This window comes from Anthropogastromicrobium aceti (assembly GCF_020687335.1).
GTDB lineage: Bacteria > Bacillota > Clostridia > Lachnospirales > Lachnospiraceae > Anthropogastromicrobium > Anthropogastromicrobium aceti.
Window position 1 is genome coordinate 13,157 of the sequence record NZ_JAJEQN010000024.1, and the last position, 25,721, is coordinate 38,877.

Annotated in this window: 24 protein-coding genes; 4 read left to right on the top strand and 20 right to left on the bottom strand. The window is 41.9% G+C overall.

Annotated elements, in window-relative coordinates; translation table 11 throughout:
- Positions 1 to 6: 6 nt before the first annotated feature.
- The 4 genes from LKD48_RS09965 to LKD48_RS09980 are packed head-to-tail and all read right to left on the bottom strand — an operon-like array spanning position 7 to position 5,502.
- The gene (locus LKD48_RS09965) at positions 7 to 1,404 is read right to left on the bottom strand and encodes a M56 family metallopeptidase (RefSeq protein ID WP_308731930.1); all 1,398 of its coding nucleotides are present in this window, start codon (positions 1,402 to 1,404) and stop codon (positions 7 to 9) included.
- Between the two features lie 26 nt (positions 1,405 to 1,430).
- Positions 1,431 to 1,769 (bottom strand): BlaI/MecI/CopY family transcriptional regulator, encoded by a 339-nt coding sequence (locus LKD48_RS09970; protein WP_308731931.1) that lies wholly within the window; start codon positions 1,767 to 1,769, stop codon positions 1,431 to 1,433.
- A gap of 15 nt (positions 1,770 to 1,784) precedes the next feature.
- Positions 1,785 to 3,725, bottom strand: coding sequence for an ABC transporter ATP-binding protein (locus LKD48_RS09975; RefSeq protein WP_308731932.1), 1,941 nt, complete (start codon positions 3,723 to 3,725; stop codon positions 1,785 to 1,787).
- On the bottom strand, positions 3,715 to 5,502 hold the full coding sequence (locus tag LKD48_RS09980; RefSeq protein ID WP_308731933.1) for an ABC transporter ATP-binding protein: 1,788 nt from the start codon (positions 5,500 to 5,502) through the stop codon (positions 3,715 to 3,717). Before LKD48_RS09980 ends, LKD48_RS09975 begins: the two co-directional genes overlap by 11 nt.
- A 204-nt stretch (positions 5,503 to 5,706) precedes the next feature.
- Between LKD48_RS09980 and LKD48_RS09985 the strand changes: the two genes are divergently transcribed.
- Positions 5,707 to 6,447, top strand: a complete 741-nt coding sequence (locus tag LKD48_RS09985; protein WP_308731934.1) for a helix-turn-helix domain-containing protein — start codon at positions 5,707 to 5,709, stop codon at positions 6,445 to 6,447.
- 48 nt (positions 6,448 to 6,495) lie between these two features.
- Here the strand turns inward: LKD48_RS09985 and LKD48_RS09990 are convergent, their stop codons facing one another.
- The 6 genes from LKD48_RS09990 to LKD48_RS10015 form a co-directional block, all read right to left on the bottom strand.
- Positions 6,496 to 6,663, bottom strand: coding sequence for a 4Fe-4S ferredoxin (locus tag LKD48_RS09990; protein WP_066562753.1), 168 nt, complete (start codon positions 6,661 to 6,663; stop codon positions 6,496 to 6,498).
- Between the two features lie 83 nt (positions 6,664 to 6,746).
- Complete coding sequence (locus LKD48_RS09995; RefSeq protein ID WP_066562755.1) at positions 6,747 to 7,808, bottom strand: ABC transporter substrate-binding protein; 1,062 nt, start codon at positions 7,806 to 7,808, stop codon at positions 6,747 to 6,749.
- A 2-nt stretch (positions 7,809 to 7,810) separates the two neighbouring features.
- The gene (locus LKD48_RS10000) at positions 7,811 to 8,614 is read right to left on the bottom strand and encodes an ABC transporter permease (protein ID WP_156500964.1); all 804 of its coding nucleotides are present in this window, start codon (positions 8,612 to 8,614) and stop codon (positions 7,811 to 7,813) included.
- Positions 8,614 to 9,429 (bottom strand): ABC transporter permease, encoded by an 816-nt coding sequence (locus LKD48_RS10005; protein WP_227101616.1) that lies wholly within the window; start codon positions 9,427 to 9,429, stop codon positions 8,614 to 8,616. Before LKD48_RS10005 ends, LKD48_RS10000 begins: the two co-directional genes overlap by 1 nt.
- Positions 9,422 to 10,495 (bottom strand): ABC transporter ATP-binding protein, encoded by a 1,074-nt coding sequence (locus tag LKD48_RS10010; RefSeq protein ID WP_262538976.1) that lies wholly within the window; start codon positions 10,493 to 10,495, stop codon positions 9,422 to 9,424. The genes LKD48_RS10005 and LKD48_RS10010 overlap by 8 nt, the downstream gene beginning before the upstream one ends.
- Before the next feature lie 45 nt (positions 10,496 to 10,540).
- Positions 10,541 to 11,074 carry a helix-turn-helix domain-containing protein gene (locus tag LKD48_RS10015; protein WP_227101615.1) on the bottom strand — a complete coding sequence of 178 codons (534 nt, stop codon included), beginning with the start codon at positions 11,072 to 11,074 and terminating at the stop codon, positions 10,541 to 10,543.
- A gap of 337 nt (positions 11,075 to 11,411) precedes the next feature.
- Here LKD48_RS10015 and LKD48_RS10020 point away from each other — a divergent pair, with 337 nt between their 5' ends.
- Both LKD48_RS10020 and LKD48_RS10025 read left to right on the top strand, forming a co-directional pair.
- Positions 11,412 to 12,467 carry a lactonase family protein gene (locus LKD48_RS10020; protein ID WP_066562766.1) on the top strand — a complete coding sequence of 352 codons (1,056 nt, stop codon included), beginning with the start codon at positions 11,412 to 11,414 and terminating at the stop codon, positions 12,465 to 12,467.
- Between the two features lie 104 nt (positions 12,468 to 12,571).
- Entirely contained in the window at positions 12,572 to 13,828 is a 1,257-nt protein-coding gene (locus LKD48_RS10025) for a peptidoglycan-binding protein (RefSeq protein ID WP_308731935.1), read from the top strand.
- 66 nt (positions 13,829 to 13,894) lie between these two features.
- Here LKD48_RS10025 and LKD48_RS10030 read toward each other — a convergent pair whose 3' ends face one another.
- From LKD48_RS10030 to LKD48_RS10045, 4 genes are read right to left on the bottom strand one after another with little or no spacing between them, the layout of a single operon-like run.
- Complete coding sequence (locus LKD48_RS10030; protein ID WP_308731936.1) at positions 13,895 to 15,625, bottom strand: extracellular solute-binding protein; 1,731 nt, start codon at positions 15,623 to 15,625, stop codon at positions 13,895 to 13,897.
- 56 nt (positions 15,626 to 15,681) lie between these two features.
- Positions 15,682 to 16,647 (bottom strand): carbohydrate ABC transporter permease, encoded by a 966-nt coding sequence (locus LKD48_RS10035; protein ID WP_308731937.1) that lies wholly within the window; start codon positions 16,645 to 16,647, stop codon positions 15,682 to 15,684.
- Positions 16,648 to 16,657: 10 nt separating this feature from the next.
- On the bottom strand, positions 16,658 to 17,425 hold the full coding sequence (locus tag LKD48_RS10040; protein WP_308731938.1) for an ABC transporter permease subunit: 768 nt from the start codon (positions 17,423 to 17,425) through the stop codon (positions 16,658 to 16,660).
- A gap of 42 nt (positions 17,426 to 17,467) precedes the next feature.
- Complete coding sequence (locus LKD48_RS10045) at positions 17,468 to 18,109, bottom strand: hypothetical protein (RefSeq protein WP_308731939.1); 642 nt, start codon at positions 18,107 to 18,109, stop codon at positions 17,468 to 17,470.
- 293 nt (positions 18,110 to 18,402) lie between these two features.
- Here LKD48_RS10045 and LKD48_RS10050 point away from each other — a divergent pair, with 293 nt between their 5' ends.
- Positions 18,403 to 19,248: an AraC family transcriptional regulator gene (locus tag LKD48_RS10050; protein WP_308731940.1), complete on the top strand. Its 846-nt coding sequence runs from the start codon at positions 18,403 to 18,405 to the stop codon at positions 19,246 to 19,248.
- 87 nt (positions 19,249 to 19,335) lie between these two features.
- Here LKD48_RS10050 and LKD48_RS10055 read toward each other — a convergent pair whose 3' ends face one another.
- From LKD48_RS10055 to LKD48_RS10080, 6 genes are all read right to left on the bottom strand, one after another.
- Complete coding sequence (locus LKD48_RS10055; protein WP_308731941.1) at positions 19,336 to 19,788, bottom strand: GNAT family N-acetyltransferase; 453 nt, start codon at positions 19,786 to 19,788, stop codon at positions 19,336 to 19,338.
- A gap of 10 nt (positions 19,789 to 19,798) precedes the next feature.
- Positions 19,799 to 20,323, bottom strand: coding sequence for an adenine phosphoribosyltransferase (locus tag LKD48_RS10060; RefSeq protein ID WP_066562777.1), 525 nt, complete (start codon positions 20,321 to 20,323; stop codon positions 19,799 to 19,801).
- Between the two features lie 32 nt (positions 20,324 to 20,355).
- Positions 20,356 to 21,117 (bottom strand): TraX family protein, encoded by a 762-nt coding sequence (locus LKD48_RS10065; RefSeq protein ID WP_118614045.1) that lies wholly within the window; start codon positions 21,115 to 21,117, stop codon positions 20,356 to 20,358.
- A gap of 30 nt (positions 21,118 to 21,147) precedes the next feature.
- Entirely contained in the window at positions 21,148 to 22,797 is a 1,650-nt protein-coding gene (locus LKD48_RS10070; protein WP_066562780.1) for an ABC-F family ATP-binding cassette domain-containing protein, read from the bottom strand.
- Positions 22,798 to 22,864: 67 nt separating this feature from the next.
- Positions 22,865 to 24,544: an ATP-binding protein gene (locus LKD48_RS10075; RefSeq protein ID WP_308731942.1), complete on the bottom strand. Its 1,680-nt coding sequence runs from the start codon at positions 24,542 to 24,544 to the stop codon at positions 22,865 to 22,867.
- 23 nt (positions 24,545 to 24,567) lie between these two features.
- Positions 24,568 to 25,629: a metallophosphoesterase family protein gene (locus tag LKD48_RS10080; RefSeq protein ID WP_308731943.1), complete on the bottom strand. Its 1,062-nt coding sequence runs from the start codon at positions 25,627 to 25,629 to the stop codon at positions 24,568 to 24,570.
- Positions 25,630 to 25,721: the final 92 nt, after the last annotated feature.

Below are 25,721 nucleotides of genomic sequence, written 5' to 3' on the forward strand. Positions count from 1 at the left end.
AGCAGCTCACTGTACCACCAGCGATCCACCCTTTGTCCGCTCTCCTGACCAATTTCTGATAAAGACATAATACATCCCACTCTCTTCTATATCAAAATTATGGCCTTCATTCTTTCCTTCCAGGCAGCGTCTTTTCGTGTCACGGATGATTCCATATTCTACTTTATAGTTCGCGTATGTATAAACCCATATGCTCTCGCCTTTTTCTTTGTAGAACGGACCAAACTGAATTTCCTGATCTTTTTGCAGCGTCCATTTTTGTTCATCTGAACCATATTTATGGGCTGATTTTTTTGATAGCAGCTCATCAATTTTAATCTCATCACCAGTAAAATAAAGGTCAGATACATCAAGCTCTGTCTGCTTTTTCTGATACTCCGTTTCTTCTGATGTAATAAATTTCATTGCGGCATCATAGCTGACTATTGATGCAAAGCTGATTGTATAGGCACTTGTACATAAGATAATGCCTGCAAGAATTACAGCTGTTATACGTCCTGTTGCTGTAAACATCTTACTGTTTTGTGCAAGCTGCGTCTTTTGAGCGGCACGCTCACGCGCTTTTAACGTGTTTTTGTTTTCGCACAGTGCTGAATACGCATATGCACGCCGCTGCTTCTGATCGGCTGCAAAGGCACGAATCTTTGAAAAATATTCATGTTGCTCTATGCCAAGCTGTTTGATGCTGTCAAGGTCACAATAATATTCATTACATACATTTAATTCTGCAAAAAGCTCATTTATGCCCGGACAAAACCAATAAAGACTTGAAATCACAAGCATCATCTGCTTCATTAAGAAATCTTTGTGATGAATATGCGTCAGTTCATGCACTAGAATTAACCTAAGCGTCTCTTTGTCGATTTCACCTGCCGGAAGAAAAATACATGGATTTAAAAATCCCATTGTCATTGGCGACACAATCTCTTTGCTTATAAAAACATTAACATGGCGGCAGATACCCATTTTAGTGCAAAGCTTATATGTTTCTTTTTGTTCATCCTCCTGCCACAAAAGATCTCGCTTCGCGTTTATTTTTAACTGATACAGGCTATTAAGCTGACATACTGTAATAGCAGTTCTTCGCAAAGCGCCTGCCAGCCAGATAATTATAACAGCACTAAGCATAAGCGTCACAAATCCTGCTGAACGAAACATTTCATATTGAAATGCATGTCTGCCTTCTTTTTGCTGCCAGTACAGAAAAATCACCGGGACAAAGAAACTGATCAAAACAGGCCAAAGAAGCATCCTCATAAAGATCGTATCGTTTATAAAGTGACGTTTTCTAGCAAAGCGCCACAAATTTGCTATTATGCTTCCTGTCATTCCAGTCAGAAAGAAAATCCAAAATAATGTTGCTGCCCACTGAAAGAAAAAGTTAGACCACTCTGATGTTTCCATATGTTTTCACCTGCCTTTCTTTTTCATCAGTTATCTTCTTCGTCCTCATCCTCTGCACTGTAAAGATCTGAGACAAGCTGATCAAGAGAGCCGTTATACCAGAGCTTTAAGATTTCTCTTCCCTTCTTTTTTCTCGCCTCCTCTTCCTTTACCTTTGCTGTATAGAGGTTTACTCTTGTGCTGACATCTACGTTGACATAGCCCTTTTGATCAAGGCGGTACATAAGCGTGCCGAGTGATCTGCGGTCAAGTTCAGTCTGATATTTTTCCAGCAGAATCTGCTGAATCTGTGTCGCTGTCACCGGACGGTCAGAACCCCATACACATTTCATAATTAAAAGTTCAGTCTTTGACAAATCTTTCATGAATTTCTTCCTTTCTTAAATCTGTTTTCCTGCGAATTGTGAATCATACAGTGAGCGATAGAAGCCGCGTTTCTCCATAAGTTCATCATGTGTTCCCTGTTCGATTACTTCGCCTTCTTTTACAACTAGTATACAGTCTGCATTCTGAATTGTCGAGAGGCGATGTGCTATTACAAAGCATGTCTTGTCTTTCATAAGCTCCAGCATGGCTTCCTGAATTTGAAGCTCTGTTCTTGTATCGACATTTGATGTAGCCTCATCGAGTATCAGCATATGTGCATCAAGAAGCATTGCTCTGGCGATAGTTAGAAGCTGCTTTTGTCCCTTAGAAATATTTCTTCCGTCATCTGTAAGTACTGTGTCGTACTGCTTTGGCAGACGCATTATATAGTTATGAATACGGGCGGCCTTGCAGACACGCTGCACATCTTCGAGTGTGGCATCTGGCTTGCCGTAGGCGATATTTTCATAAATTGTTCCGTGAAACAGCCACGTATCCTGCAGTACCATGGCAAATGCACGGCGCAGACTGTCTCTTGTAACCTTTGTAATGTCGTTTCCATCAATAGTAATTTTTCCGCTGTCGATATCGTAAAAGCGCATCAAAAGATTTATGATGGTTGTCTTTCCTGCTCCTGTAGGACCGACTATTGCAATAAGCTTGCCCGGTTCTGCATGTAAACTCAGATCATGGATAATAGTATGATCCTTTGTGTAGCCGAAGCTTACATGTGACAGCTCTACGTCTCCGTAAATGTCGGTTAGTACTTTCGCATCTGTGCTGTCAGCCGGCTCCTCTGTCTCATCAAGCAGCCTAAACACGCGCTCTGCGGCGGCAAGTGCTGACTGCAGCTCGCTCATGATATTTGCAGACTCGTTGATTGGACCAGAAAATTTTCTTGAATATAGAACAAATGAGGAAATATTTCCAAGTGTCATCTGACCAAATATGAAGCGAATCGCTCCAAAGATCGTGACTAGTGCAAGTGAAATATTGTTGACAAGGTTTACTGACGGTCCTACCATGCTGCCCATGTAATCGGCGCGGTAATAAGCATCCACAGCCTCCTCATTTTTTGCCTGAAACTTGCCTATTGTATTGACTTCCTGATGATATGCCTTTAAGCTTTTCTGACCTGCAAGCATCTCCTCTATAAAGCCGTTTAACTCGCCAAGCTTTCCTGAACGGGCACGAAAAAGAGGTCTTGTAAGTCCTGTAAGCTTTTTAATAAAGAAGATTGTAAGCGGTACAGTAACGACAAAAATCAATACAAGCGGCGGTGAAATTAAAAGCATCATAACTAGCGAGCCTATTACTGTAATAAAGCTTGCAGCAAGTGACACAACATCATTTGAAAGGCTTGTGTTTATTGTATCTACATCATAGGTGATACGGCTTATAATATCGCCTGCCGCGTGCGTATCAAAGAAGCTGACAGGAAGACGCATCAGGCGGTCGAAGATATTGCTTCGCATAGTTGAGACTATGCGCTTTGTAATCTGAAGCATGACAAGATTTAAGATATAGGCAAGTGCTGCTGATACTAAATACAGCGCAATCATGATCTCACAGCAGTAAATTACACGCTCCATATTTACCTGTCCCTTGCCAACCATCGCATCGACGGCATAGCCAGAATACATAGGACCTGCTAGCGACAGCAGATTTGAGCTTATACTTAACAAGATGGCAAGAAACAACCAACCTTTAAACTGCCACAGATAACGGCCAAGGCGAAGCAGGATATGACGCTTTTCACCCTTTCCTTTTGTAAACTGTGCCTGCATTTTTTCTTTTTGTTCTCTTGCAATAGCGCGGCACTCCTCTGCCATGTTGCGGTTATCATTTTCCTTTTGATGTGCGCGGCATGCGGCCTCGATCTCTTCCAGCGTGATATCATGGTTAAGCTTTGGAGCATTTTTTTCTTCATATTGTTTCATATTCTTATGCTTCATCAATACCACCTCCCATCTGTGACTGGCTGATTTCCCTATAGACCTCACAGCTTTCCATCAGCTCTTTATGTGTTCCATAGCCGATCATTTCTCCATCTTCAAGAACGATAATCTTATCGGCGCGGTAAATTGAACTGATTCTCTGCGCTACAATAATGGATGTAAGATCGCCATAATTTTCCTGAATTGCCCTGCGAAGACGTGCATCTGTCGCATAATCGAGCGCACTTGATGAATCGTCAAGCACAAGAATCTGCGGATGCTTTGCGAGCGCTCTTGTAATTAAAAGACGCTGCTTTTGTCCGCCTGAAAGATCCATTCCCCTAATGGCAAGCATAGTATCAAGTCCCTTTTCCTCAATAAACTCGACAGCCTGCGCATCCTGTGCTGCTGCCATTGCTTCTTTCTTTGAGACATCACGTCCAAAGCGAATGTTCTCATAGATTGTATCATGGAAAATAACATCATTTTGGAAGGCAGCACCAAAAAGAGGCATGAGTTCCTTTGACGTGTAGGTGCGCACATCGCGGCCATTGACATAGATGTGTCCTTCGTCCGGATCATAGTAGCGCATCAAAAGATTCACAATAGTTGTCTTTCCTGAGCCGGTGGCTCCTATAATACCAAGCGTTTCTCCTTTATTTACTGTAAAGCTTACATCATGCAGACAGTCCTCACCGTCCCCATCCTCATAACTAAAGGATACATGATCGAAGATAATCTGCGGCAGGACAAACTCTGCACCTGTCTCTTTGGCAGCGGCTGCCTCTGCCTCATTCACTGCCTTTTCTACTACTGAATCTACATTTCCAACAGGATGCTCTACCATAAGATCCTCAGGCAGATTTAATACCTCGCTGATACGTCTTGCGGATGCAGATGCCTTTGAATACATTACAAAAATTCGTGACAAAAACAAAATTGAATTTAAAATAATTGTCACATATGACATAAATGCCATGATGACACCTGGTGTTGTTAATCCTTCATTGACACGCTTTGCACCTACGAAAAGAACTAGCACCAATCCTATATTTAAAATGATGCTCATGACAGGGTTCATTGCACCCATGATCATTCCGGCATGCTGATCACGCGTTACAACTTCTTCATTTATTTTTGCAAATTTACTTCTTTCTGTGTCTGTCTTTGACAGTGCCTTGATGACACGAATACCTGCAATGTCCTCTCTTACAAGACGCACAAAGCGATCTACTGCCTCCTGCACCTTTGTGTACATTGGCACACCTTTACTTGAAAACAAATATACAAGAAATGCCATGACTGGAAGAAGTGCCAGCATGATACATGTAAGCGGCGCATCCATTGAAAGCGTGACGGCAAGACCTCCGATAAGCATGATAGGCTGACGCACGCCAAGGCGCTGCATCATACCGATAAATTGATGAATGTTGTAAGTATCTGATGTTGATCTTGAAATTAGTGATGCCTGTCCTATCTGCTCCTGCTGTCTGGCAGATAAAAAGCTGATCTTTGAAAACAGCTGCAGACGGATTCTTTCTGTTGTATTTCTGGCAACAAGCGATGCCATGCGGTTTGCCACGATATTTCCAAGCAGCGCAAGAAGCGCAAATAAAATCATTACACCGCCCCACGCAAATACAAAGCCAATGTTTTCAGTCGGAATCACCTTATCTACCATGATGGAAAGTGCCCACGGAATCAAAAGTTCAACAATGGTAGCAGCAACCTTTATTGAAAAACCTACTGCCATTCTTGCCCGATACGGAATCAGATAAGAAAATATCTGTTTCATTTGTTTTTTCTCCTTTCTTTTCTCTCTATATAAAGAAATGATACCACCCTTTTTGTATGCAAAGCAATGTAGAATCCTCGAAAAATTTGGGGAAATGAAACGAAGGAATTTTTTCGCGCTGCCCATAAAAGCTGATATAGTATCGCTATAGGATATTTTGATGTTCATGTGAACACAGCTTTCATTTTAGAAAGGAAGGAATTTATGCAGGATCGAGAGGAAAAAACAGAACAGCAATTGCAGGAAACTATTCAGGCCGCTGACGAACAGCCCATTTTGATTTCGGATGCCTGCAAGCAGCTCAATATGGAGGCTCATGTGCTTCGATACTGGGAGGAGGAGCTTGGTCTTCCTATCATGAGAAATGATCAGGGCTATCGCTGCTACACAAATGCGCAACTTCTGATGTTTCAGCGGATTAAGATTTTGCGTGATGCGGGCTATCAGCTAAAGGCTATTAAGCTGGTGGTTCCAAGACTGGCTCTTTTGGATGATGATGAATTTTATTATCTGGTGAAATTATCTGATGAGATGAATAAACGAGCCAGTGAGCTGCCTGATACGCTTCCGGCTATTCTTCCTGTCTCTGCAAGTCAGACGGAGCTTGCACGAAAGCTTCGCATGGAGGAATTTGAAGATGTTATGAACCGTATTTTAGATGAGGCACTGTGCCGACACTCCGCTGATGTTAATGCACAGCTTGCAGATACAATCTGCGAAAAGATAGGTGTGCAGCTTGACAATGTTATCGCAGAAAAAATCACGGAACAGGTCAGCACAAAGGTTATCAAGGAGATGGATTATAGAATGCGGCTGCAGGATGATGAGGCAGAGGAGCGCTTTCGCAAGCTTGATGAAACACTTTTTATGCGCCGCAAAAAGTCGCGTGAACAAAAGGAGGCTGCCGCGAGCCGGCTGCCATGGAAAAGAAAACATAAAACGTAAGCAAAAAAGACTGCCCTCTCGGACAGTCTTTTTCTTACAGTGAATAAATTATTCGCTGATTGCACCTACTGGACATGCAGCTGCGCAGCTTCCGCACTCGATGCATGCGTCTGCGTCGATCTCGTACTTGCCTTCGCCCTCTGCGATTGCACCTACTGGGCACTCACCCTCACATGTACCACACATAATACACTCATCACTAATCTTGTATGCCATTTGTTTTTCCTCCTTGGAAATAATATTTAACGCTTTTATCAGCACCATTATTCTAATACAGGTTTGTATTTTTTGCAACTATTTTATTTTACCTTCTTCCAAAGCTCATAATACATATCTTCAGCTTCTTCGCCCAGATAATTGTAAACCTCACACTTTTCAATGGTTTCTTCATCTGGGAATACGCCCGGATTGTTTATGATATCTTCGTCGATTAACTCCTGTGCTGCGATATTTGGTGTTCCGTAGTAGATATACTCAAAGTTATCATAAGCTGCTTCCTGACTGCACAGAAAATCAATCCACTTATGCGCGTTTTCTACATTTTCGGAGCCCTTTGTGATAACCCAACCATCATACCAGATATTTGTTCCTTCTTTTGGAATTACATATTCAAGGTCTTCGTTCTCTTCCTGGCAGTACAGATATTCACCTGAGTAGATAACGCCGATTGCTGCTGCACCGTTGATCATCTTATCACGCACTTCGTCGATGGTGTAAGCCTTGTTTAACTTGGACTGGATCTTTAACTCCTCCATTGCCTCGTTTAACTCGTCCTCATCTGTTGTGTTGCATGAATAGCCAAGACGCTTTAAGGAGATCATAAATGCATCACGCACAGAATCCTGCATGATGATATCGTTCTTGTATGTCTCATCCCAAAGTACATCCCAGCTGTCAATTACAGCATCCTCATCTACTAATTCCTTATTATAAAGAATGCCGACTGTTCCGAATGTATATGGAACACAATATTTATTGCCTGGATCAAAGCCTTCGCAGCTCTTTAAGTAAACTTCTCCAATGTTTTCCTTGTTTGTGATCTGATCCCAGTCGATCTCCTGCAGAACATCATTCTGGATCATCTTCTCGATCATATAGTCAGATGGACAGATAACGTCATAAAGACTTGGATCTGCCTCTACACGCGGATACATAGCCTCGTTTGTATCAAATGTATCATAGATAACTTCGATACCATACTCATCTTCGAACTCGTCAATCAGATCCTCGTCAATATATTCGCCCCAGTTAAATACCTTTACCTGGCCATTTGGATACTTATCTGCCAATACAGCCTGTGCGCCAAATGCAGTAGTTGCCATCATTGCAGCAGATGCTGCTGCCCATACTCTTCTTTTCATAGTCAACTTTTCTCCTCTTGTTTTCTTTTTCTTTTATCGCGCATGTCCGGAAGCGTGTTCATTAAAACTAACAACAGCAGTACAGAAACAAACATCACTGTTGACAGTGCGTTCATTGTTGGCTTGATGCCCTTTCTTACTTCACTGTATATTAATGTTGACAGCGTATTGATGCCGGCGCCTCTGGTGAAGTAGGTGATGATAAAATCGTCTAAAGACATCGTAAATGCCAGTAAAAATCCAGATGTAATTCCCGGTGCAAGATCTGGAAGCACAACCTTAAAAAAAGCAGACAGTGGCGTTGCACCTAAATCCATAGCTGCCTCGTAAGTACTTACATTTGTCTGGCGAAGACGAGGCATAACGCTTAAGATCACATACGGAATATTGAACGTGATATGCGCCACCAATATAGTGGAAAAGCCAAACTTCCAGCCAACAGAAATAAATACAAGCATCAATGAAAGTCCTGTTACAAGATCGGAATTCATAAGCGGAATGTTGTTTATAGCCATATAAGTTGTCTTAAACTTTCCTTTTAATGCATTGATACCGATACATGTAATTGTGCCTACCAGTGTGGCAACTAACGCGGACACAAATGCTATAATTAATGTATTGCTGAGAGCCTCCATAATCATTCTGCTCTCAAATAAATCCTCATACCACTTTAAGGAAAATCCTTTCCAACGGCTTCCTTTTCCTTCATTGAAGGAAAAAATAATTAATGTTACAATCGGGGCATACAAAAAGATAAAGATCAGTGTAAGGTACATGCCCGAAAAAAAAGATTTTAATTTTTTCATCAGAATGATGTTCCCTCCCCGTTTTTATCGTAATGCTCAAGTACTGCCATGCTGATTAAGATAAATACCATTAAGACAAGTGAAAGTCCTGAGCCAAGATGCCAGTTATCAGCTGTGGAAAATTCCTGCTCGATAATGTTGCCGATTAACATAATCTTTCTCGCACCAAGAAGATCTGAGATGGCAAATGTGGTCAGTGACGGAACAAATACCATTGTAACACCGCTTATAATACCTGGAAGGCTGAGCGGCAATGTTACTTTAAAAAATACCTGCGCACTGTTTGCACCGAGATCTCTTGCTGCATTTAATACATTCTCATCAATTTTTGTTAGAACGTTAAACAGCGGAAGAACCATAAATGGCAGGAAGTTGTAGATCATACCCATAATGATTGCCGCGTTTGTTCCTACCACACTAAATGTCGGAAGACCTAAGTTTCTGCAGATATTAAATAAAATACCGCCGTCATCAAGAAGATTTAACCATGCGTAGGTACGAAGCAAAAAATTCATCCACATCGGCAGGATAAATATAAATACAACAAAGCCTTTCTTGCCCATACCTGTTTTTTTTAAAATCATGGCAAGCGGATATGCAATCAGCAAACAAAGAATCGTACAGGCAATTGATAGACTAAGTGATAGTCCAAGTGCCTTTAGATGCTCTGGACTTGCTATGGCTCTTACATTTGCAAGCGTGAAGGCACCTGTGCGGTCTGTAAAGCCATACCAGGCAATCACTAAAAGCGGTATTATAGTAAAGAGAATCATCCAGACAAAGTACGGTCCAGATAACAATTTTTTCTTATTCATGGACCCCCATCGCCTCCTCATCCTCGGATTCCGGCTTGTTCATAATCTGAATGTCAAACGGATCGACATGGATGCTTACCTTTGTTCCAATCGGGAACATGTCGGTGCTGTGGACAAGCCACTCAAAACCGCCGGCCATGACCTCCATCTCGTAATGTACACCCTTAAAGATCATATGAGTAACTACTCCCTCGAGACTTCCCTGACCCTCTGGCAAAAGATCTACATCCTCTGGACGAATCACGACATCGACTGGCTTATTTCTTCCAAAACCTTTATCTACACAGGCAAAACGGCTTCCTAAAATCTCTACAAGCTCATCTTGAATGAAGGTTGCACCGATGATGTTGCTGTCACCAATAAAGTCTGCAACGAATGCATTCTCTGGCTCGTTATAGATCTTTTCCGGGGAACCCTGCTGCTGAATATAACCCTGGTTCATTACAATGATATGGTCGGACATTGTAAGCGCCTCTTCCTGGTCGTGTGTGACATAGATAAAGGTAATGCCAAGCTCTTTTTTCATGCGAATTAGCTCATACTGCATGTCCTGACGAAGTTTTAAGTCAAGTGCACCAAGCGGCTCATCAAGAAGAAGCACCTTAGGCTCGTTTACAATAGCACGTGCAATAGCAATACGCTGCTGCTGTCCTCCTGAAAGAGAATCTGGCATACGCTTCTCGTAACCTTTCAGATTAACAAGCTTTAATGCATATGCAATCTTATCTTTAATATACTGCTTTGACTTTTTCTTGATTTTTAAGCCAAATGCAATATTGTCTTCTATTGTCATATTAGGAAAGAGTGCATATTTCTGGAATACAGTATTTAATGCTCTCTTATGAGGCGGAAGGGATGTAATATCCTGTCCGTCAAAAATAACCTTTCCCTTGTCAGGTGTCTCAAAACCGCCGATGATACGAAGCGTTGTGGTCTTTCCGCAGCCGCTTGGTCCTAACAGCGTTACAAATGAATTTTGATAAATATCAAGATTTAAATCATCTAGTATCATCTGCCCATCATAGCTTTTTGTGATACCCTCCAATTTAACCAGCGATTCTTTCATTGTACTATAAAACCATGCCTTTCACACATTTTTTCTGATACCTGATCAAAACGTCGGCGGTGAACTAATCCAAAGTACTGTCGCGCCTACCTTTGATGTTAAGTAATGCTGCTTACCAGATACATAGTAAAAGGTTTCTCCCTTTTTTGCCCGGTAAACCTTATTTCCCAGATGAATTGTGACAGCGCCATTTAAGACATATCCAAACTCTTCTCCCTCATGTGGGTTGTCTGGATCTGTTGATCCTCCCGGCTCTAATTTCAAAAGAATGGGCTCCATCTGATTTTTCTGTGCATTTGGAACGATCCACTCAATCGTATTTTCGTTCTCTTCATCCTTCTTAATAAAGTAATCTTCCTTTGTAAATACAATCTGTTCTTCGGGTTCTTCTGTAAAAAACTCGCTGACAGAAACGCCCAGACACTGCAAAATATCCATCAGTGTCGCAATCGATGGAGAGGTCAGATCCCTCTCTACCTGTGATATAAAGCCCTTCGATAACTCCGCGCGGTCTGCCAGCTCTTCCTGCGTCAACCCCTTCATGACTCTCAGCTGCTTTATCCTCTGTCCGATTTCCACATTTGCCTCCCATATTGCATCCATGTGACTGCAAAAACACACAATAAAACATGGTTTGTAAAAGCAAAGTAAAGCTAAACAAAATGTTTTGTATTATTTCTGCAATTCTATTATTAAACCTCAGGTTTAGTTTTGCTAAACTCACAATAGACAATTATACCTATTTTTTTTATGTTGTCAAGTAATTTTATTTGAATATTTTCCCAAAATGTGGTATGCTTAGATAGGGCAGTTTAGCAGACTCTGCCACATGATTTGAATGAATCTGTCTGCAGCCGTTTTTGAGTGTAAATCAGGCAGATGCAGCGGCATTTATATAACTAGGAGGTTTACTTTTATGGCACAAAAATATGTTGCATATGTAGGCTCTTACACCTATTATGGTTCCAGCAAAGGCATCAGCATTATGGACGTAGATGTAGAAAAGGGCATCTTTACAAAGCGAAAGGAAGTTTCTGTCAACAATTCTTCTTATCTTGTTGCTTCTCGCAATAACAAATATTTGTATTCTGTTGTTGATGAGGGTGTTGCCGCATTTAAGATCCTTCCTGATGGTGATCTTGAATATTTAAATACTGCTTCTATCCGCGGTATGCGTACCTGTTATCTGACTGTTGATAAGGCTGGAAAGTTTTTAGTTACTGCTGGTTATCACGATGGTAAGATGACTATTCTTAATATCAATGAGGATGGTTCTGTTGGAAGCATTGCATCTGAAATCTTTGATCACGGTACTGGTACAATCGGTGAGCGTAATTTCCGCCCACATGTCACATGCGTTCAGTTTACTCCGGATGAAAAGTTCCTCTGCATGGTAGATACTGGTCTTGATAACATTAAGGCATATCGTTTTGATCACTCTAATGGTCATCTTACACTTGCCGATATCATTCACTGTGAATTAAATTCTGCACCGCTTCGTATGCTCTTCTCAAAAGATGACCGTCATATGTACATGATCTCTGAGCTGAAAAATTATGTAACAGTCTATAATTATCTTCCTCATCCAAATGAGCCTGAGTTTCAGTTTAAGCAGCTTGTATCCACACTGCCAAAGAAATATGACGAGCAGTCTGCTGCATGTGCAATGCAGTTTACAAGCGATGATAAGTATCTGTTTTGCTCTAATGCTGGAGACAACAGCTTTGCACTGTATGAGCGTGATCCGGAGAACGGCCTTCTTTATATGAAATGCGTTCTTCCAATCAGCGGTGATTTCCCGAAGCACATTTCTGTCTTCCCTGATAATAAGCATGTTGCAAGTATTAACAAGAATTCTAACTCAATTACTTTCTTTACTGTTGATTACGAGAAGGGTCTTCTTGTTATGAATGGCCGTCCGCTTAATGTTGATACACCTAACTGCTGTAAGATTGTTCCGATTGAGGGATAAAGTTATATAAAGCCGCGGGGTTTCCCGTGGCTTTTTTCATGCCTGTGAAGAATTATGCATATACTAATAGGGATTTACGCTGATGTGAAAGGATTTCTAAATTTATGAGTCTTCTTCGCTCGTTTTCTTCTGACACGCCTGACAGCGGCTTTCTTTTGACTACTGTTCTTTCTGCGCAAAATAATTATCCTATTGATGGTGCCAGCGTTTCCATCGCTGACGAATCTGACCCTGACACGATTTTGGAGGAGCTTTCAACAAATTCTGTCGGTCAGACACCTGATTTATCTGTCGCAACACCACCTATTGACTACAGCCTAAAGCCTGATGAACCACGTCCTTACTCTGCACTGATTCTCACAATCAATGCGCCTGGCTTTGAACCTCTTACCATTCGCGGTACTGAGGTGCTTCCTGACCAGACTGCTATCCAGATGGCACGTCTTCGCCCTATTGGATCTAGTTTAAATAATTTAATTGAGATTCCTGAGCATACACTTTATGGCACCTATCCCCCTAAAAATCCTGAGGCTGAGGTGAAGCCCTCCTATGAGTCAGGTGAGGTTGTATTAAGCCGTGTCGTTATTCCTGAAACTATTGTTGTCCATGACGGCACACCATCTGACCGCACGGCACCAGATTACTACGTGCCTTACAGGGATTATATTAAAAATGTAGCTTCCAGTGAAATTTATGCAACATGGCCTGAAAGTGCTCTTGTGTCAAATATCCTGGCAATCATGTCTTTCACGCTCAACCGTGTGTATACAGAATGGTACCGCAATCAGGGCTATGATTTTACAATAACATCATCAACTGCCTACGACCACAAGTGGATTTATGGACGCAATATCTTTGATTCTATTTCAATTATCGTTGATGAGATTTTTGACCAGTATCTGTCACGTCCTGATGTGCGACAGCCCATTTTAACTCAGTACTGCGACGGAAAGCGTGTTTCATGCCCTAACTGGATGAGCCAGTGGGGATCGGCATCGCTTGGCGAGCAGGGTTATTCACCTATCGAAATTCTTCGTTATTATTATGGCGATGATCTCTATATTAATACTGCACAGCAGATCGCAGGTATTCCGGCATCATGGCCGCGCTATGATCTGACGGTAGGCAGCTCTGGTCCAAAAGTTCAGCAGCTTCAGGAGCAACTGCTTGAAATCTCGAAAGTCTACACGACTATTCCGCCCCTCACGCCAACTGGCTACTATGATGAGGCGACTGCGGAGGCAGTTCGTGCCTTTCAGAATATTTTCGGGCTGCCACAAACAGGCGTGGTAGACTTTGCTACCTGGTACAAGATTAGTTATATCTATGTAGGAATTACAAGAATGGGAGAATTAAATTAATCTGCCAAAAGAGGTCTGACCAAATGGCCAGACCCCCTTTTTAATAAAAATGATTTTTATTTTGTTTTACTCAACAACTTCTCCTGCTCTTGCTGCATCTTCTGCTGCTGCACGAAGTGTTACCTCGTTCTGCTGGAACTCTACACACTGATCATAGCCATACTCGTTTGCCTGTGCAACCATATCAGCTACGATCTTGTCAAATTCTTCATCAGAGGAAGCGTAGATTGCCTTCCAGGAACCTTCTTTGATACATGTTGTTACCTGTGTCCATACAAGCTGAAGCTCATCAGATCTTACGCCTGCAGAATACATGGTACCAGGTGCAATGTGAAGATTTACATTCTTGAAGTAATCATCAAACAGTTCGCAGTTATTGTGATCTCTCCAATCCTGCTCAATCTCAGAACCTGCTGCAGAGTTAAAGCTTGACCATCTCTTGTAGTTATAAGTCTCGCCAACCTTTGAATCAAGATTTGTTGTATCAAGTGCCCATGTTGTATTGTTGATCTTGAAGTTTCCATCTTCGAAGGTACCGCTGTAACCATCAGACATTTCTGTCTTTCCATCAAGCTTTGCAGTCTTTCCAAGATCAGTAAAGCATGTATTTCCATCCTCATCATAATACCAACATACATCCTTTGGACCATACTCAAGTGTCATACGTCCTTCTGGTGTTGCAAGCCAGTTGATGATTGCCATACAAAGCTCTGGATACTCAGTATTTGCACCGATGGTCCACGGTCTGTTTCCGCCATAAATATTCTGGCCATAAGCGATTGGCTCTGCTTCTGACGGCGGACACGGAGCCATCATCTTGCCCTCTGCTGTATGTGCTTCGCTATTATACAGAGAAGATCCAAGGAAGTTAAATACGTTTAAGAATGCAGTACCATTCTGATAATCCTCTACCATGCCATCATATCCCTGTGTCTGGGAATCTGGATCTAAAAGTCCCTTCTGGTACAGAGTGTTATAGAATTTCAGTGCTGTCAGGTATGGTCCATTCTCCTCTAAGCATGGATGATACTCCTGCTTATCAGAATCATAAAGACCAATTCCAAACTCATCATAGCCAAAATATGCAGATGCAGTTGACTTTACAAACATAACCATATCGCCATCCCAGTCTGCAAATAATGATACGCCGTAGGTGGTCTTTCCATTATCATCTGTCGGACAAAGTTCCTTCATCTGTGCAAGAACATCTACCATGTCATCAAGATTCTTAATTTCTGGATAGCCAAGCTCTTTATAAAGATCCCAGCGAAGATCCCACTCATACATGATATCCTGACGCTGATTAGCATCTGTTGCGATATCAAATCCGATTCCATATGTTGTTCCGCCGGAAATCTTTGTATTCTTCTCAAGTGCCGGCTGCATATGCTCTGCAATATATGGACCATATTCACTGAGAATATCATCCTCGTTCCAGTCAAAGAGCATACCCTTATCTACTGCCTGCAGATATTCATCACCATCATTTCCCCAGATTACAAGGTCGCCAAGATCGCCTGACTCCATACGTGTCTCATAAGTTCCATCACTGTCAGGAATGATATTTAATTTTACATTAAACTTTTCTAACATAACTTGTCCAAACCAACCGATCTGCTCACCTGAATAGTTTGCCAGCTGGTCAAATACATTCAGTGTAACAGTCTCATCCGGAATCACGTCCTCCGGAATAGCCTTTGCAGGATCCTCAGTCTCATCTGCTGCTGCAGGAACAACAAACATTGATGCGGACATAGCTGCCGCCATAAACAGTGCACTCGCTTTTCTCAATTTCATATTTTTCTTCCTCCTAATTTTTATATGCTCCGCGCTCTTGCGGTTAACATCATTTATTATCCCTTGACAGCTCCCAGCATAATTCCCTTTTCAAAGTAACGCTGCATGAACGGATATACAACAAGAATCGGAATAACCGTTACCATGGAGATTGTGTACTTGATTACCTTGCCGCTGAGTGCTGACTTTACTGCTGAATCACTGACAGAACCGCCTGACTGCATCAATGCACTTAAATTAGATGCCTGATTTAAATAAATATAGAGACGATGCTGTAGTGTGTAAAGCTCTGGCTTTGATGACATCAATATCAAAGAATCAGTGAATGAGTTCCAGTTTCCAACTGCACCGAAGATCGCAATGGTCGCTAAAATTGGCTTGCTGAGCGGCCATATAATCTGTGCAAATATACGGATATGAGAAGCGCCATCAATCTTTGCGCTTTCCTCAAGCTCGTTCGGAATAGATTCGATGTAGGTTTTTACAAGAATAATATTGTATGGTGCCACAATACCTGGGATTATGTAAGCCCAGTAGGTATTTGTCAGACCAAGCATCTGCATATTCAAAAACCAAGGAATTAATCCGGCATTGAAATACATCGTGATTACGATAAAACGGTACCAAACTTTTCGTCCCCACATCTCCTGCTGTGTTACAAGATAACCTATGAAGGCTGATGCGGCAACCATAAGCGCCGTACCAAACACAGTTCTGGTGACTGATACGATAAAGGAGCTCATCAAATCACTTACATTTAAAAGTGCCGCATAATTTCCAAAATGAATGCCTCTTGGAATAAAATTGATCAGTCCTTTTACAACAAGATCGTTGTCGCTGATCGTATTGATAAACAGATAGTAGAATGGAAAGATACATATAATCGTAAACAACGTGTATACAACATAATTGATTACATTAAAAATTTGATCTCCCACACTAGTGCGGTATCTATTTTTATGTGTTTTTTCATATAATTTCTCGGCCTTTAAATCGGCCTTTTCCTGTGCTGTCTTTGCCATTGTCCCCTCCTTATACGATACTCTCACCACGGATCAGCTTAGACGCACCATTTGCTAAAAACAAAAGCGTAACACTGATAACCGATTTGAGCATACTGACAACGGTGGTCAGCGGTATGGAACCCTGTCCAATACCAAGCTCATACACATACAGATCCAAAACACGTATAGATGTCGCATTCGTCGCATTCTTGAATACAAGATACTGATCCATGCCATTGCTTAATACGTTTGCAATGGACATCAAAAGCAATACACAAAAGGTCGGAATAAGACCTGGCACGGTGATGTGCCACATACGCTGGAAGCGTCCTGCGCCGTCAACTGTTGCTGCCTCATAGAGCTGCTGGTCAATACCTGAGATACCGGCTATGTAGATGATTGCGCTCCATCCGATTCCCTTCCAGGTTCCCCAAAGCCACATCTTAAGCCATGTATGTGAGCCGTTCATAAGAAGATTATGTCCTTCACTCCATATTCCAAGATTAACAAGAATACTGCTTAAAAATCCATCTGTCGAGAAGATACATGTTGCAATTGAGTATACTAATACCCAGCTGATAAAATTCGGAACAGTAGTAAATGTCTGAACAAAACGTCTAAACTTAAGGTTTTTAATCTCACAAAGGAATATTGCAAATGCCATTGGCATCCAGCTTGTTAAAATTCCGATTCCGCTCATACCAAGCGTATTTTTCATTACATTTCCAATATCCTTTACCGTTGCCGGATTTTTCAAAAGCTCTGTGAACCACTTAAATCCAACAAAGTTTGCCATGCTCAGAGAATCGCCGGCTTTGTAGTCAAAGAATGCATATCTCTAGCCCCAAAGCGGCAAATATGAAAATACTGCAACAAGTGCTAAAAATGGCATAAGCATCAAAAATAGAGCATACTTTGTCTCCATTTCAAACTTCTTTTCGCTCTTTTGCTTTTTAAGAAGAAGTATGGCTACAACAGACGAAACAATTAAAATGACTGCAAATGCGGTCATAATTGTGACGCTCTTTGGCAGCATAGGCTCGATTTTATCAACCTTTTCACTGGCGCTTATCTGTTTGTATGCAGTAGAAATCATCACGATACCAGCTGTCATCACCACACCGCTTATCAAAGAAAAAATATTTCCAAGCTTCTTTAAGCGTATATTTCCTAGTGACATACAGGCTGCTGCTACGCCTGATGCAATGCCGACACACATAACGATTGCGCCTGCACAGTCAAGCATGAAGCTTTCTTGTGATACCCATCCCTTCTTAAATGCACGGCCAAAACCATTTGTCAACGTACTATATGAAATACCTGACGTAAAGAGTGACAGATTCTTATTGATCATTTCACTAATTCTTGCTGGGTTCAAACTCGGTATAAATAAAAAGACAACCGACAGCAGAACGGCAGCGCGAATTACATAATAGAGATAATCATAAGCCTGGCGCTGTTTTGCTTTTTTTTGATTCATTTTCTTCCCCTTTCTGTCTGTTGTCTGCGGTAACGTTTTCGCTTTTTCTTAAAAAAATAATGATATATTATGTTATATTATTTTTTTTCAAAGACAACTTTATGTTATTTTTATTATAATACTGACTATCTAAATTTGCACTGGTGTTTTTTGAGGTATATACTGGTATTTTTTATTATTTTACTTGTTTTCTTCTTTGTTTTGTAGTACAATATGTGAAACGCAATCGTTTTCTTATTTTTGCTTTTTGTCTCTTTTGTACGATAAATTAGAAAAATTTGTGAGGTGTTCATATGTATTCTTGTGATATCTTATTTCCTGCCCACCATCAGATCACTATCATCAAGAATCCTTCTGCTGCAGAAGGCCGCCACAATCATACCTTTTTTGAGCTTAATTGTATAAAAACTGGACGCTGTCTTGTTGAGTTGGGGGGGCATTCTTTTTTTCTGCCCGCTGGCTCCTTTGCCTTTTTGCCGCCTGACACAGCTCATCTTGTTCATCCAAATCAAGACTGCATCTGGTATCAGCTTCTGATCGCACCTGATGTTCTTGAGCAGCTGCTTTCTTTTGATAACAATATTTTCTGCGAATTTTTTCTGCAGTCTGTCTTTGCTAAGGAAAGCACTGACTGCTTGATCAGCCATACTGACAGCGCAGAACCTGATACTTGGGTACTGCTTGATGCAATGACACAGGAATGTCAGAAAGCTGATCTTTACAGTGAAAAAATGCTTTTTCATCTGCTGCTTACGCTTTTTTATAAATTAATGCGAAACGGTGAGATGACGATTCTTGGATCACATGATTTTTCTAAGAAGACTCATATGGCTGTCATTGCACGCTATCTGCTGCAAAACTACACATGCGCGTCACTGGCCGGACTGGCAGATCAGCTTAACTATTCTCTTTCCTACTGCTCTCACTTTGTTCTGGAGAATACTGGCTTCACCTTTAAACAGCTGCAAAAAAAGATCCGCATGCAAAAGGCAGTCAGTTACCTTTTATATGCGGACACACCAGTAAATCTTATTGCTGAGCAGCTTGGCTACAGCTGTTCAGAGAACTTTATGAAGGTCTTTAAACAGGAATACGGCCTCACTCCTACGCAATATCGCGCAAGAATGAAGCCGCAGTGAAAATTCTATTACATATTATTAATCTTACGATAACTACGAATTGCTCCGCTGCTACGCAGCTCTCGCAATTCTACGACCATTCGGGTCTTACCCCCTGTTATCGTTCAAATATTGGATCATTCCTGGTCCTAACTTTTCTGTTGGGCGCGCCAAAAAGCCGTGTGCTTCGTAGAAGCGCTCTCGTCCTTTTGCACACATAAGATCAAACATCATCTCTGTACCTGGAAGGCGAAGACTTTCGACGTACCTAGTCAGTCTTGAAAGAATAAGCGATCCGATTCCGTACCCTTGCGCCTGCGGCGGAATGACAAGATCCTGCACGTAGCAGATGACTGCACCATCTCCTACCAGACGTCCCATGCCAATTGGCTGTCCTGCCAGATAGGCGCCGACAACAAGAAGACTATTATCGAGTGCCTTCTGTGCCTGCTCACGTGATAATTTCTTCCAGCCGACAAGCGCACGAAGCTTTAGATATTCGTCTACTGTCAGCTTATTGTCGATCAATTCTATCATATCAAGATCTACTTGTCTTGGCATCGTTTTTACCTTACTTTCCTTCGTATGTGATAACGGACTCTACATCATAACCTGCCAGGCGCTCTCTTCCCTTTAATCCAGCCAGCTCCATGACAAATGCAATCTTTACAACTTCTGCACCAAGGCTCTCTGCTAACTTTACAGCTGCCTCTACTGTTCCGCCTGTTGCAATCAAATCGTCGATGATGACAACTTTCATGCCTGGACGAAGATCTTCCTTATGAATCTCAATCTCCGCTGTGCCGTATTCAAGATCGTACTTTGCAGAAACAGTCTCTCTTGGCAGCTTTCCCTTTTTTCTTACTGGGATAAATGCTTTATGCAAATTGTAGGCAATCGGCATACCAAAGATAAAGCCTCTTGACTCTAAGCCAAGTACTGCATCAAACTCAACACCCTCTAACATTTCCTGAATCTTGTCTATGGACAGCTTTAATCCGTCAGCATCACGAAGGATTCCAGTTATGTCACGGAAAATGATACCTGGCTCCGGAAAATCCGGAATACTGATTACATAATCTTCAATTCTTTTCATTCGTTTTTCCACCTTTGTTTATTTTTTATTCCTTACCTGAATGTATACGCGATCACAAACAGCACTATCAGATGCACAGGATAGAAAAAATAAAATGCATATTGTACCTTTTTGCTTGAATAGCCTTTTCTTCCATTATAAAGGGCGATTGGAAGCAGTGCAAAAAATCCATATATTTCAAAGCTGTTCTTATAATAAAGTACAAATATTCCAAGTGCCGCAAATACTACGTGAATCATCTGAGAGACTGCCGGTGTGTATGGCCTAAAAACCTTCTCCCATGGCTCATTCATAAGACCCATGACAGCGATGCACACAACTCCGCTCCAGTCATAGTCAGTATGAAAGATGAATTTTGCCATGTAACCGTATCCAAATACAAGGACTGGCCACACCAGATATTTCCAGTCTTGATCAACTACCTTCATAAATGTAACAATCATCATGCCAAACAGCAGCGTAAGAAATACATTTTGTGAAGACATATCAATCTGAAAATTTTTTAATGCCAGATCAAATGGAATCTCAGAAATTAAGGCAAGCAGTGCCAGACGCGCCATGTAGCGCTTCCAGTTTTTTGTGTACCGCACTCCCTCCACTATCTGGAAGCAGAATATAGGAAAAGCAATGCGTCCGATCATTCTGCCAATCCAGTAAAGTGTAGTTCCAGTTCCTGGCACGATATGCCTTGAAATGTTCCATACATCAACACCATATGGATCGATACAGGAGGCAAAGAGATGATCGATAAACATTGTGACCATTGCAATAATTTTTAATGCAAATGCACTCATGCTTCACCGCCTTTCTCTTTAGTAACAAGATTATTCTTCGCCATCCGGTTCTACATCATCCTCGAGATTTGCAGTGTAAACCTGACGCTTCATTGCCATCTCATCACTTGCCAGATACTCATCGTATGTGGTAATCTTATCGATAAATCCGCCTGGAAGCAGCTCGATAATACGGTTTGCAGTTGTCTGAACGATCTGATGGTCTCTTGAGGAGAACAAAATTACACCTGGGAACTTCATCATACCGTTATTTAATGCTGTGATAGACTCCATGTCTAAGTGGTTTGTTGGCTCATCAAATACTAATACGTTTGCACCAGAAATCATCATCTTGGAGAGCATACAGCGAACCTTCTCTCCTCCTGATAAAACGCGAACCTTCTTCGCACCGTCATCACCAGCAAAAAGCATACGTCCAAGGAAACCTCTTACATAAGTGATATCCTTTACAGGGGAGTACTGCTGCAGCCAGTCATAGATCACAAGATCGCTGTCAAACTCAGCGGAGTTATCCTTCGGGAAGTATGCCTGAGATGTTGTTACACCCCACTTGAAGCTTCCTGAATCTGGCTCCATCTCACCCATTAAGATCTGGAATAATGTTGTCTTTGCCAGCTCGTTTGAACCAACAAATGCAACCTTATCGTCGTGACGCAGTGTAAAGCTGATATTGTCAAGCACCTTTACACCATCGATTGTCTTACTTAAATTCTCGACTGTCAGAACCTCATTTCCGATAGTACGGTCTGGTCTAAAGTCGATGTATGGATACTTTCTGGAAGATGGACGCATATCGTCAAGCTGGATCTTCTCAAGTGCTCTCTTACGTGATGTTGCCTGCTTACTCTTAGATGCATTTGCGGAGAAACGCTGGATGAACTCCTGTAACTCCTTAATCTTTTCTTCCTTCTTGCGGTTTGCTTCCTTCATCTGCTTAATCATAAGCTGAGAAGACTCATACCAGAAATCATAGTTACCAGAATACAGCTGAATCTTTGCATAGTCAATATCAGCGATCTGTGTACATACCTTATTTAAGAAATAACGGTCATGGGAAACGACAATGACAGTGTTTTCAAAGTTGATCAAAAACTCCTCTAACCAGTCGATTGCTGCTAAGTCCAAATGGTTGGTCGGCTCGTCCATTAATAGAATATCTGGATTTCCAAACAAAGCTCTTGCAAGAAGAACCTTTACCTTGTCTGGACCATCAAGCTCACCCATCTTCTTATAATGAAGATCAGTTTCAATACCAAGACCATTTAACAAAGATGCAGCATCAGAATCTGCCTCCCATCCATTCATCTGTGCAAATTCTGCCTCCAGCTCACTTGCACGAATACCATCTTCATCAGAGAAATCCTCTTTTGCATAGATAGCATCCTTTTCCTTCATGATTTCAAAAAGACGGGCATTTCCCATCATAACAGTATCTAGTACTACACAGTCATCATACTTAAAGTGATCCTGCTCCAATACGGAAAGACGCTGTCCCGGTGTCATTGTGATGCTTCCATTTGTCGGCTCAAGCTGACCAGACAAAATCTTTAAAAATGTTGATTTTCCGGCACCGTTTGCACCGATAATTCCATAACAGTTTCCTTCTGTAAATTTGATATTTACATCTTCGAAAAGGGCGCGTTTGCCCAGACGTAATGTTACTCCATTTGCACTAATCATGTTTCCCTCTCATTCCGCCGCCTGCCTGCTGCATCTGCGGCTTATACACTCCTGTCTTCTTGTTCTCTTATCTTAATAAGCTGTCTTCTCTTGAATGACAGCTAAATATGATTACCTGATGACCGCACTTTTTGAGCATATCGATTGCTGCGGCAAGGCGCTCATCATCATAGTACGCAAATACATCATCAAACAAAAATGGCATCGGTTCGTCCTGCCACAAAAGCTTTGCAGCTGCAACACGGATGCTTAAGTAAATCTGCTCGATTGTTCCTCGGCTTACACTTTCTAACTGAATCTCCCGCTCATCTGCATACACTCTCACCTTCATATCCTGTCCAATAACAACCTTCTCATACTTTCCGTCTGTAATATCAAACAAAATTTTAGAAGCCTCACTGTTTAACAGATTTCCAAAGGTGGCACGGATACGTTCTGATACGTGATCCATTGTCTTAAGTGCCATATTGACAGATTCAATTTCTTCTGCAAGTCTGGCATTTTCTGCGGCAGCACCCTTTAGCTTCTGATCGTTTTCTTCAAGTGACAGCAAAATCTTTTCTTCTTCTTTTTGCTCATGCACAAGATAAGAAAGCTCTCGCTGTGCCTTTTCATACTGCTCTTCAAGTGGCTTGCAGCGGTCGGCAGCATCCGTCGGCATCTTTGTTTTACATTCCTCAAATTCTTTTAAGCTTTGTTCAAGCTTTTCTTTTAGTTCTTTTGATATCTTCTGGGCCGCAAACGCATTCTTTTTGTTGTCCTTACTCTTCCATGCACATAAAAACATGGAAACAATACATACAAATGCTGCGCATGCCCCGATTGTAATCATCCAGAAATCGCCTCTGTTTGTCATACCGACACTGCTGTAGCGATAGATGGAAAATGCACCAGCAAGAACAGCAAGCACTAACCATATAAGCCATCCATGTCCGCCTGCTGCCGTCATATTGGCATTAGCTGCATTTTCACTTGCCTTTTTGTCTGATTCATAGCGGCGGCGAAGCTCATTTCGCTCGCGCTCATATGCCATCAGTTCTTCCTCTGCCTGACGGCGCTCAGTCTCGATTTTTGTCTGTAAATCACTGCTTTGCTTTTCTCTAATATAACGTGAACGCTGAAGGCGACTCAGACGCTTGCCTGACTCATCTGCCATCTTTTGATTCTTTTGATGAACGCTGTCCACATCATTTACGATCTGTGACTGCAGACTCTGCTTTTTTAATAACAGCTCCTGTTTTGCCTGCTTGACGTCGATGTTCAGATTTTTGCTCCGACTGGCATTGACTGCCATATCCTCAAGTTCCTTTGCAAGCTGAGGATCTGTAGCACTCTTTAGCTGCTCAATACAGATAGTATTAAGATAGCTTGTCTCAGTGAGACCGCTCAAAATCTGTCTTAAATGCTGCTTTGCCGGCTGAAGCGACTCGCCTGTCTCATCATCAAATACACGAACCGTTGGCTGCGGTCTTAAAAAGTTTCGCTCGATTCTGTATACTTTATCATCTTTTTTAATCCACATTCTTCCACAAAAATCATGCGGTGTCTCCCATGGAAGATAATGACTGTAACGCTCATTTCCCTCCTCTGTATCCGGGATGCCAAACAGCATACTGCGCACAAATGCATGAATCGTGGATTTTCCAGCCTCATTTTTGCCATACACAATATTCAGGCCGGACGTAAATGTAATTGTTTTTAAATGGAATTTTCCAAAATGTGTCAATTCCAGCTTTAGAATATTCACTTGCTACCCCACTTCCCTGTCTGTTACTGTGTCTTCTGTACGGCATTTAAAAGTGCCTCCAAGCCGCAGTAAAGTGCTTTTTGCTCACGCGTTCCTGCCGGTTCTTTTAAAAACTCTTCCAGATACATACCGATCATATCATCCTTATGCTCATCTAAAAGTGCCACCAGATTATAGTCTGGCATTGTGCCATCCTTTACATCTGCCACATTGCCAAGCGCAAGAAGACGTGCTCTGTCATATGGCTCTTTTGGCTGATAACGTCCTTCAAGACTAATCGTGAAGATGTTATCTCTTCCATACTGATTGATTGCAACTGTCAGCTTTTCTTCCAGCTCATCCTCTGTAATATCACTTGACAGGCGCACCTTAATATTGATGTATTCGCGGCAGGCAAACGGTACGAACCTAATCGTTGTACTATCCTCATTAATCTCTCCGAGAATAAATCCATGTTTGCCTGTTTCCTGTACGCTAAGAGGCTCAAGTGATCCGGCATAAGCCATGTGCATACTTTGCATAACGCTTGCCTTGTGCTCGTAGCCAAGTGCAATATAGTCAAAGCCTTTTTCAGACAACTCTGAAAGGTCTGCCGGCATATGATTATCATCACCTGTATAGCCAAGCAAAATCTGATATTCACTTTCTTTATCTGGTCTTGCATCCTCCAGATACGGCTTGCCTTCTGTCGGAGCATAGTAGCTGCATCCATGAACAGATGTATTTATGTTTCCCAGCTGCACATTCATGCAATGCTTATCAGACAGCATATGTACCCATGACTGCCACGGATATGTCTTCCACGGACTATCTTCTGTGATATAGTCAGATGCACCGGCAATCATGACAACTTCTGTGGCGGTCAGTCTGGCAAACAGCTTTGCTGCCCGGTCAAGATCTGCCCAGACGGGAGGTCGATCAAAGAGATCTCCTGCGATTAATAACAGGTCGATCTCCTTTTCATTACACGCATCTATCACTGCAGCAAATGAGTCCCAAATTTCTTCTGCACGGTTCTTTCCCCAGAGAAATTCTGCTTCAGGGCTGCTGCCCAGATGCAAGTCTGCTATGTGTATAAAGCGCATTTGGTCTCCTCTCTTGTTTTATGCAACCCGCAAGTTCGACGAAGGCGGTTCGACGATTGTTTTGTCGTCTCACCGCTAATTCAGATTACGAT

Excerpts from the sequence above, each read along its gene's own strand:
- LKD48_RS10060 (WP_066562777.1), bottom strand. The coding sequence starts at position 20,323 with ATGAAAAGAATTGAAGATTATGTAATCAGTATTCCGGATTTTCCGGAG.
- LKD48_RS10035 (WP_308731937.1), bottom strand. The coding sequence starts at position 16,647 with ATGGCAAAGACAGCACAGGAAAAGGCCGATTTAAAGGCCGAGAAATTA.
- LKD48_RS09975 (WP_308731932.1), bottom strand. The coding sequence starts at position 3,725 with ATGAAGCATAAGAATATGAAACAATATGAAGAAAAAAATGCTCCAAAG.
- LKD48_RS10055 (WP_308731941.1), bottom strand. The coding sequence starts at position 19,788 with ATGCCAAGACAAGTAGATCTTGATATGATAGAATTGATCGACAATAAG.
- LKD48_RS09970 (WP_308731931.1), bottom strand. The coding sequence starts at position 1,769 with ATGAAAGATTTGTCAAAGACTGAACTTTTAATTATGAAATGTGTATGG.
- LKD48_RS10070 (WP_066562780.1), bottom strand. The coding sequence starts at position 22,797 with ATGATTAGTGCAAATGGAGTAACATTACGTCTGGGCAAACGCGCCCTT.
- LKD48_RS10065 (WP_118614045.1), bottom strand. The coding sequence starts at position 21,117 with ATGAGTGCATTTGCATTAAAAATTATTGCAATGGTCACAATGTTTATC.
- LKD48_RS09990 (WP_066562753.1), bottom strand. The coding sequence starts at position 6,663 with ATGGCATACAAGATTAGTGATGAGTGTATTATGTGTGGTACATGTGAG.
- LKD48_RS10020 (WP_066562766.1), top strand. The coding sequence starts at position 11,412 with ATGGCACAAAAATATGTTGCATATGTAGGCTCTTACACCTATTATGGT.
- LKD48_RS09965 (WP_308731930.1), bottom strand. The coding sequence starts at position 1,404 with ATGGAAACATCAGAGTGGTCTAACTTTTTCTTTCAGTGGGCAGCAACA.
- LKD48_RS09995 (WP_066562755.1), bottom strand. The coding sequence starts at position 7,808 with ATGAAAAGAAGAGTATGGGCAGCAGCATCTGCTGCAATGATGGCAACT.
- LKD48_RS10080 (WP_308731943.1), bottom strand. The coding sequence starts at position 25,629 with ATGCGCTTTATACACATAGCAGACTTGCATCTGGGCAGCAGCCCTGAA.
- LKD48_RS10000 (WP_156500964.1), bottom strand. The coding sequence starts at position 8,614 with ATGAAAAAATTAAAATCTTTTTTTTCGGGCATGTACCTTACACTGATC.
- LKD48_RS10030 (WP_308731936.1), bottom strand. The coding sequence starts at position 15,625 with ATGAAATTGAGAAAAGCGAGTGCACTGTTTATGGCGGCAGCTATGTCC.
- LKD48_RS09980 (WP_308731933.1), bottom strand. The coding sequence starts at position 5,502 with ATGAAACAGATATTTTCTTATCTGATTCCGTATCGGGCAAGAATGGCA.
- LKD48_RS10040 (WP_308731938.1), bottom strand. The coding sequence starts at position 17,425 with ATGGCAAACTTTGTTGGATTTAAGTGGTTCACAGAGCTTTTGAAAAAT.
- LKD48_RS10005 (WP_227101616.1), bottom strand. The coding sequence starts at position 9,429 with ATGAATAAGAAAAAATTGTTATCTGGACCGTACTTTGTCTGGATGATT.
- LKD48_RS09985 (WP_308731934.1), top strand. The coding sequence starts at position 5,707 with ATGCAGGATCGAGAGGAAAAAACAGAACAGCAATTGCAGGAAACTATT.
- LKD48_RS10050 (WP_308731940.1), top strand. The coding sequence starts at position 18,403 with ATGTATTCTTGTGATATCTTATTTCCTGCCCACCATCAGATCACTATC.
- LKD48_RS10010 (WP_262538976.1), bottom strand. The coding sequence starts at position 10,495 with ATGAAAGAATCGCTGGTTAAATTGGAGGGTATCACAAAAAGCTATGAT.
- LKD48_RS10045 (WP_308731939.1), bottom strand. The coding sequence starts at position 18,109 with ATGAATCAAAAAAAAGCAAAACAGCGCCAGGCTTATGATTATCTCTAT.
- LKD48_RS10025 (WP_308731935.1), top strand. The coding sequence starts at position 12,572 with ATGAGTCTTCTTCGCTCGTTTTCTTCTGACACGCCTGACAGCGGCTTT.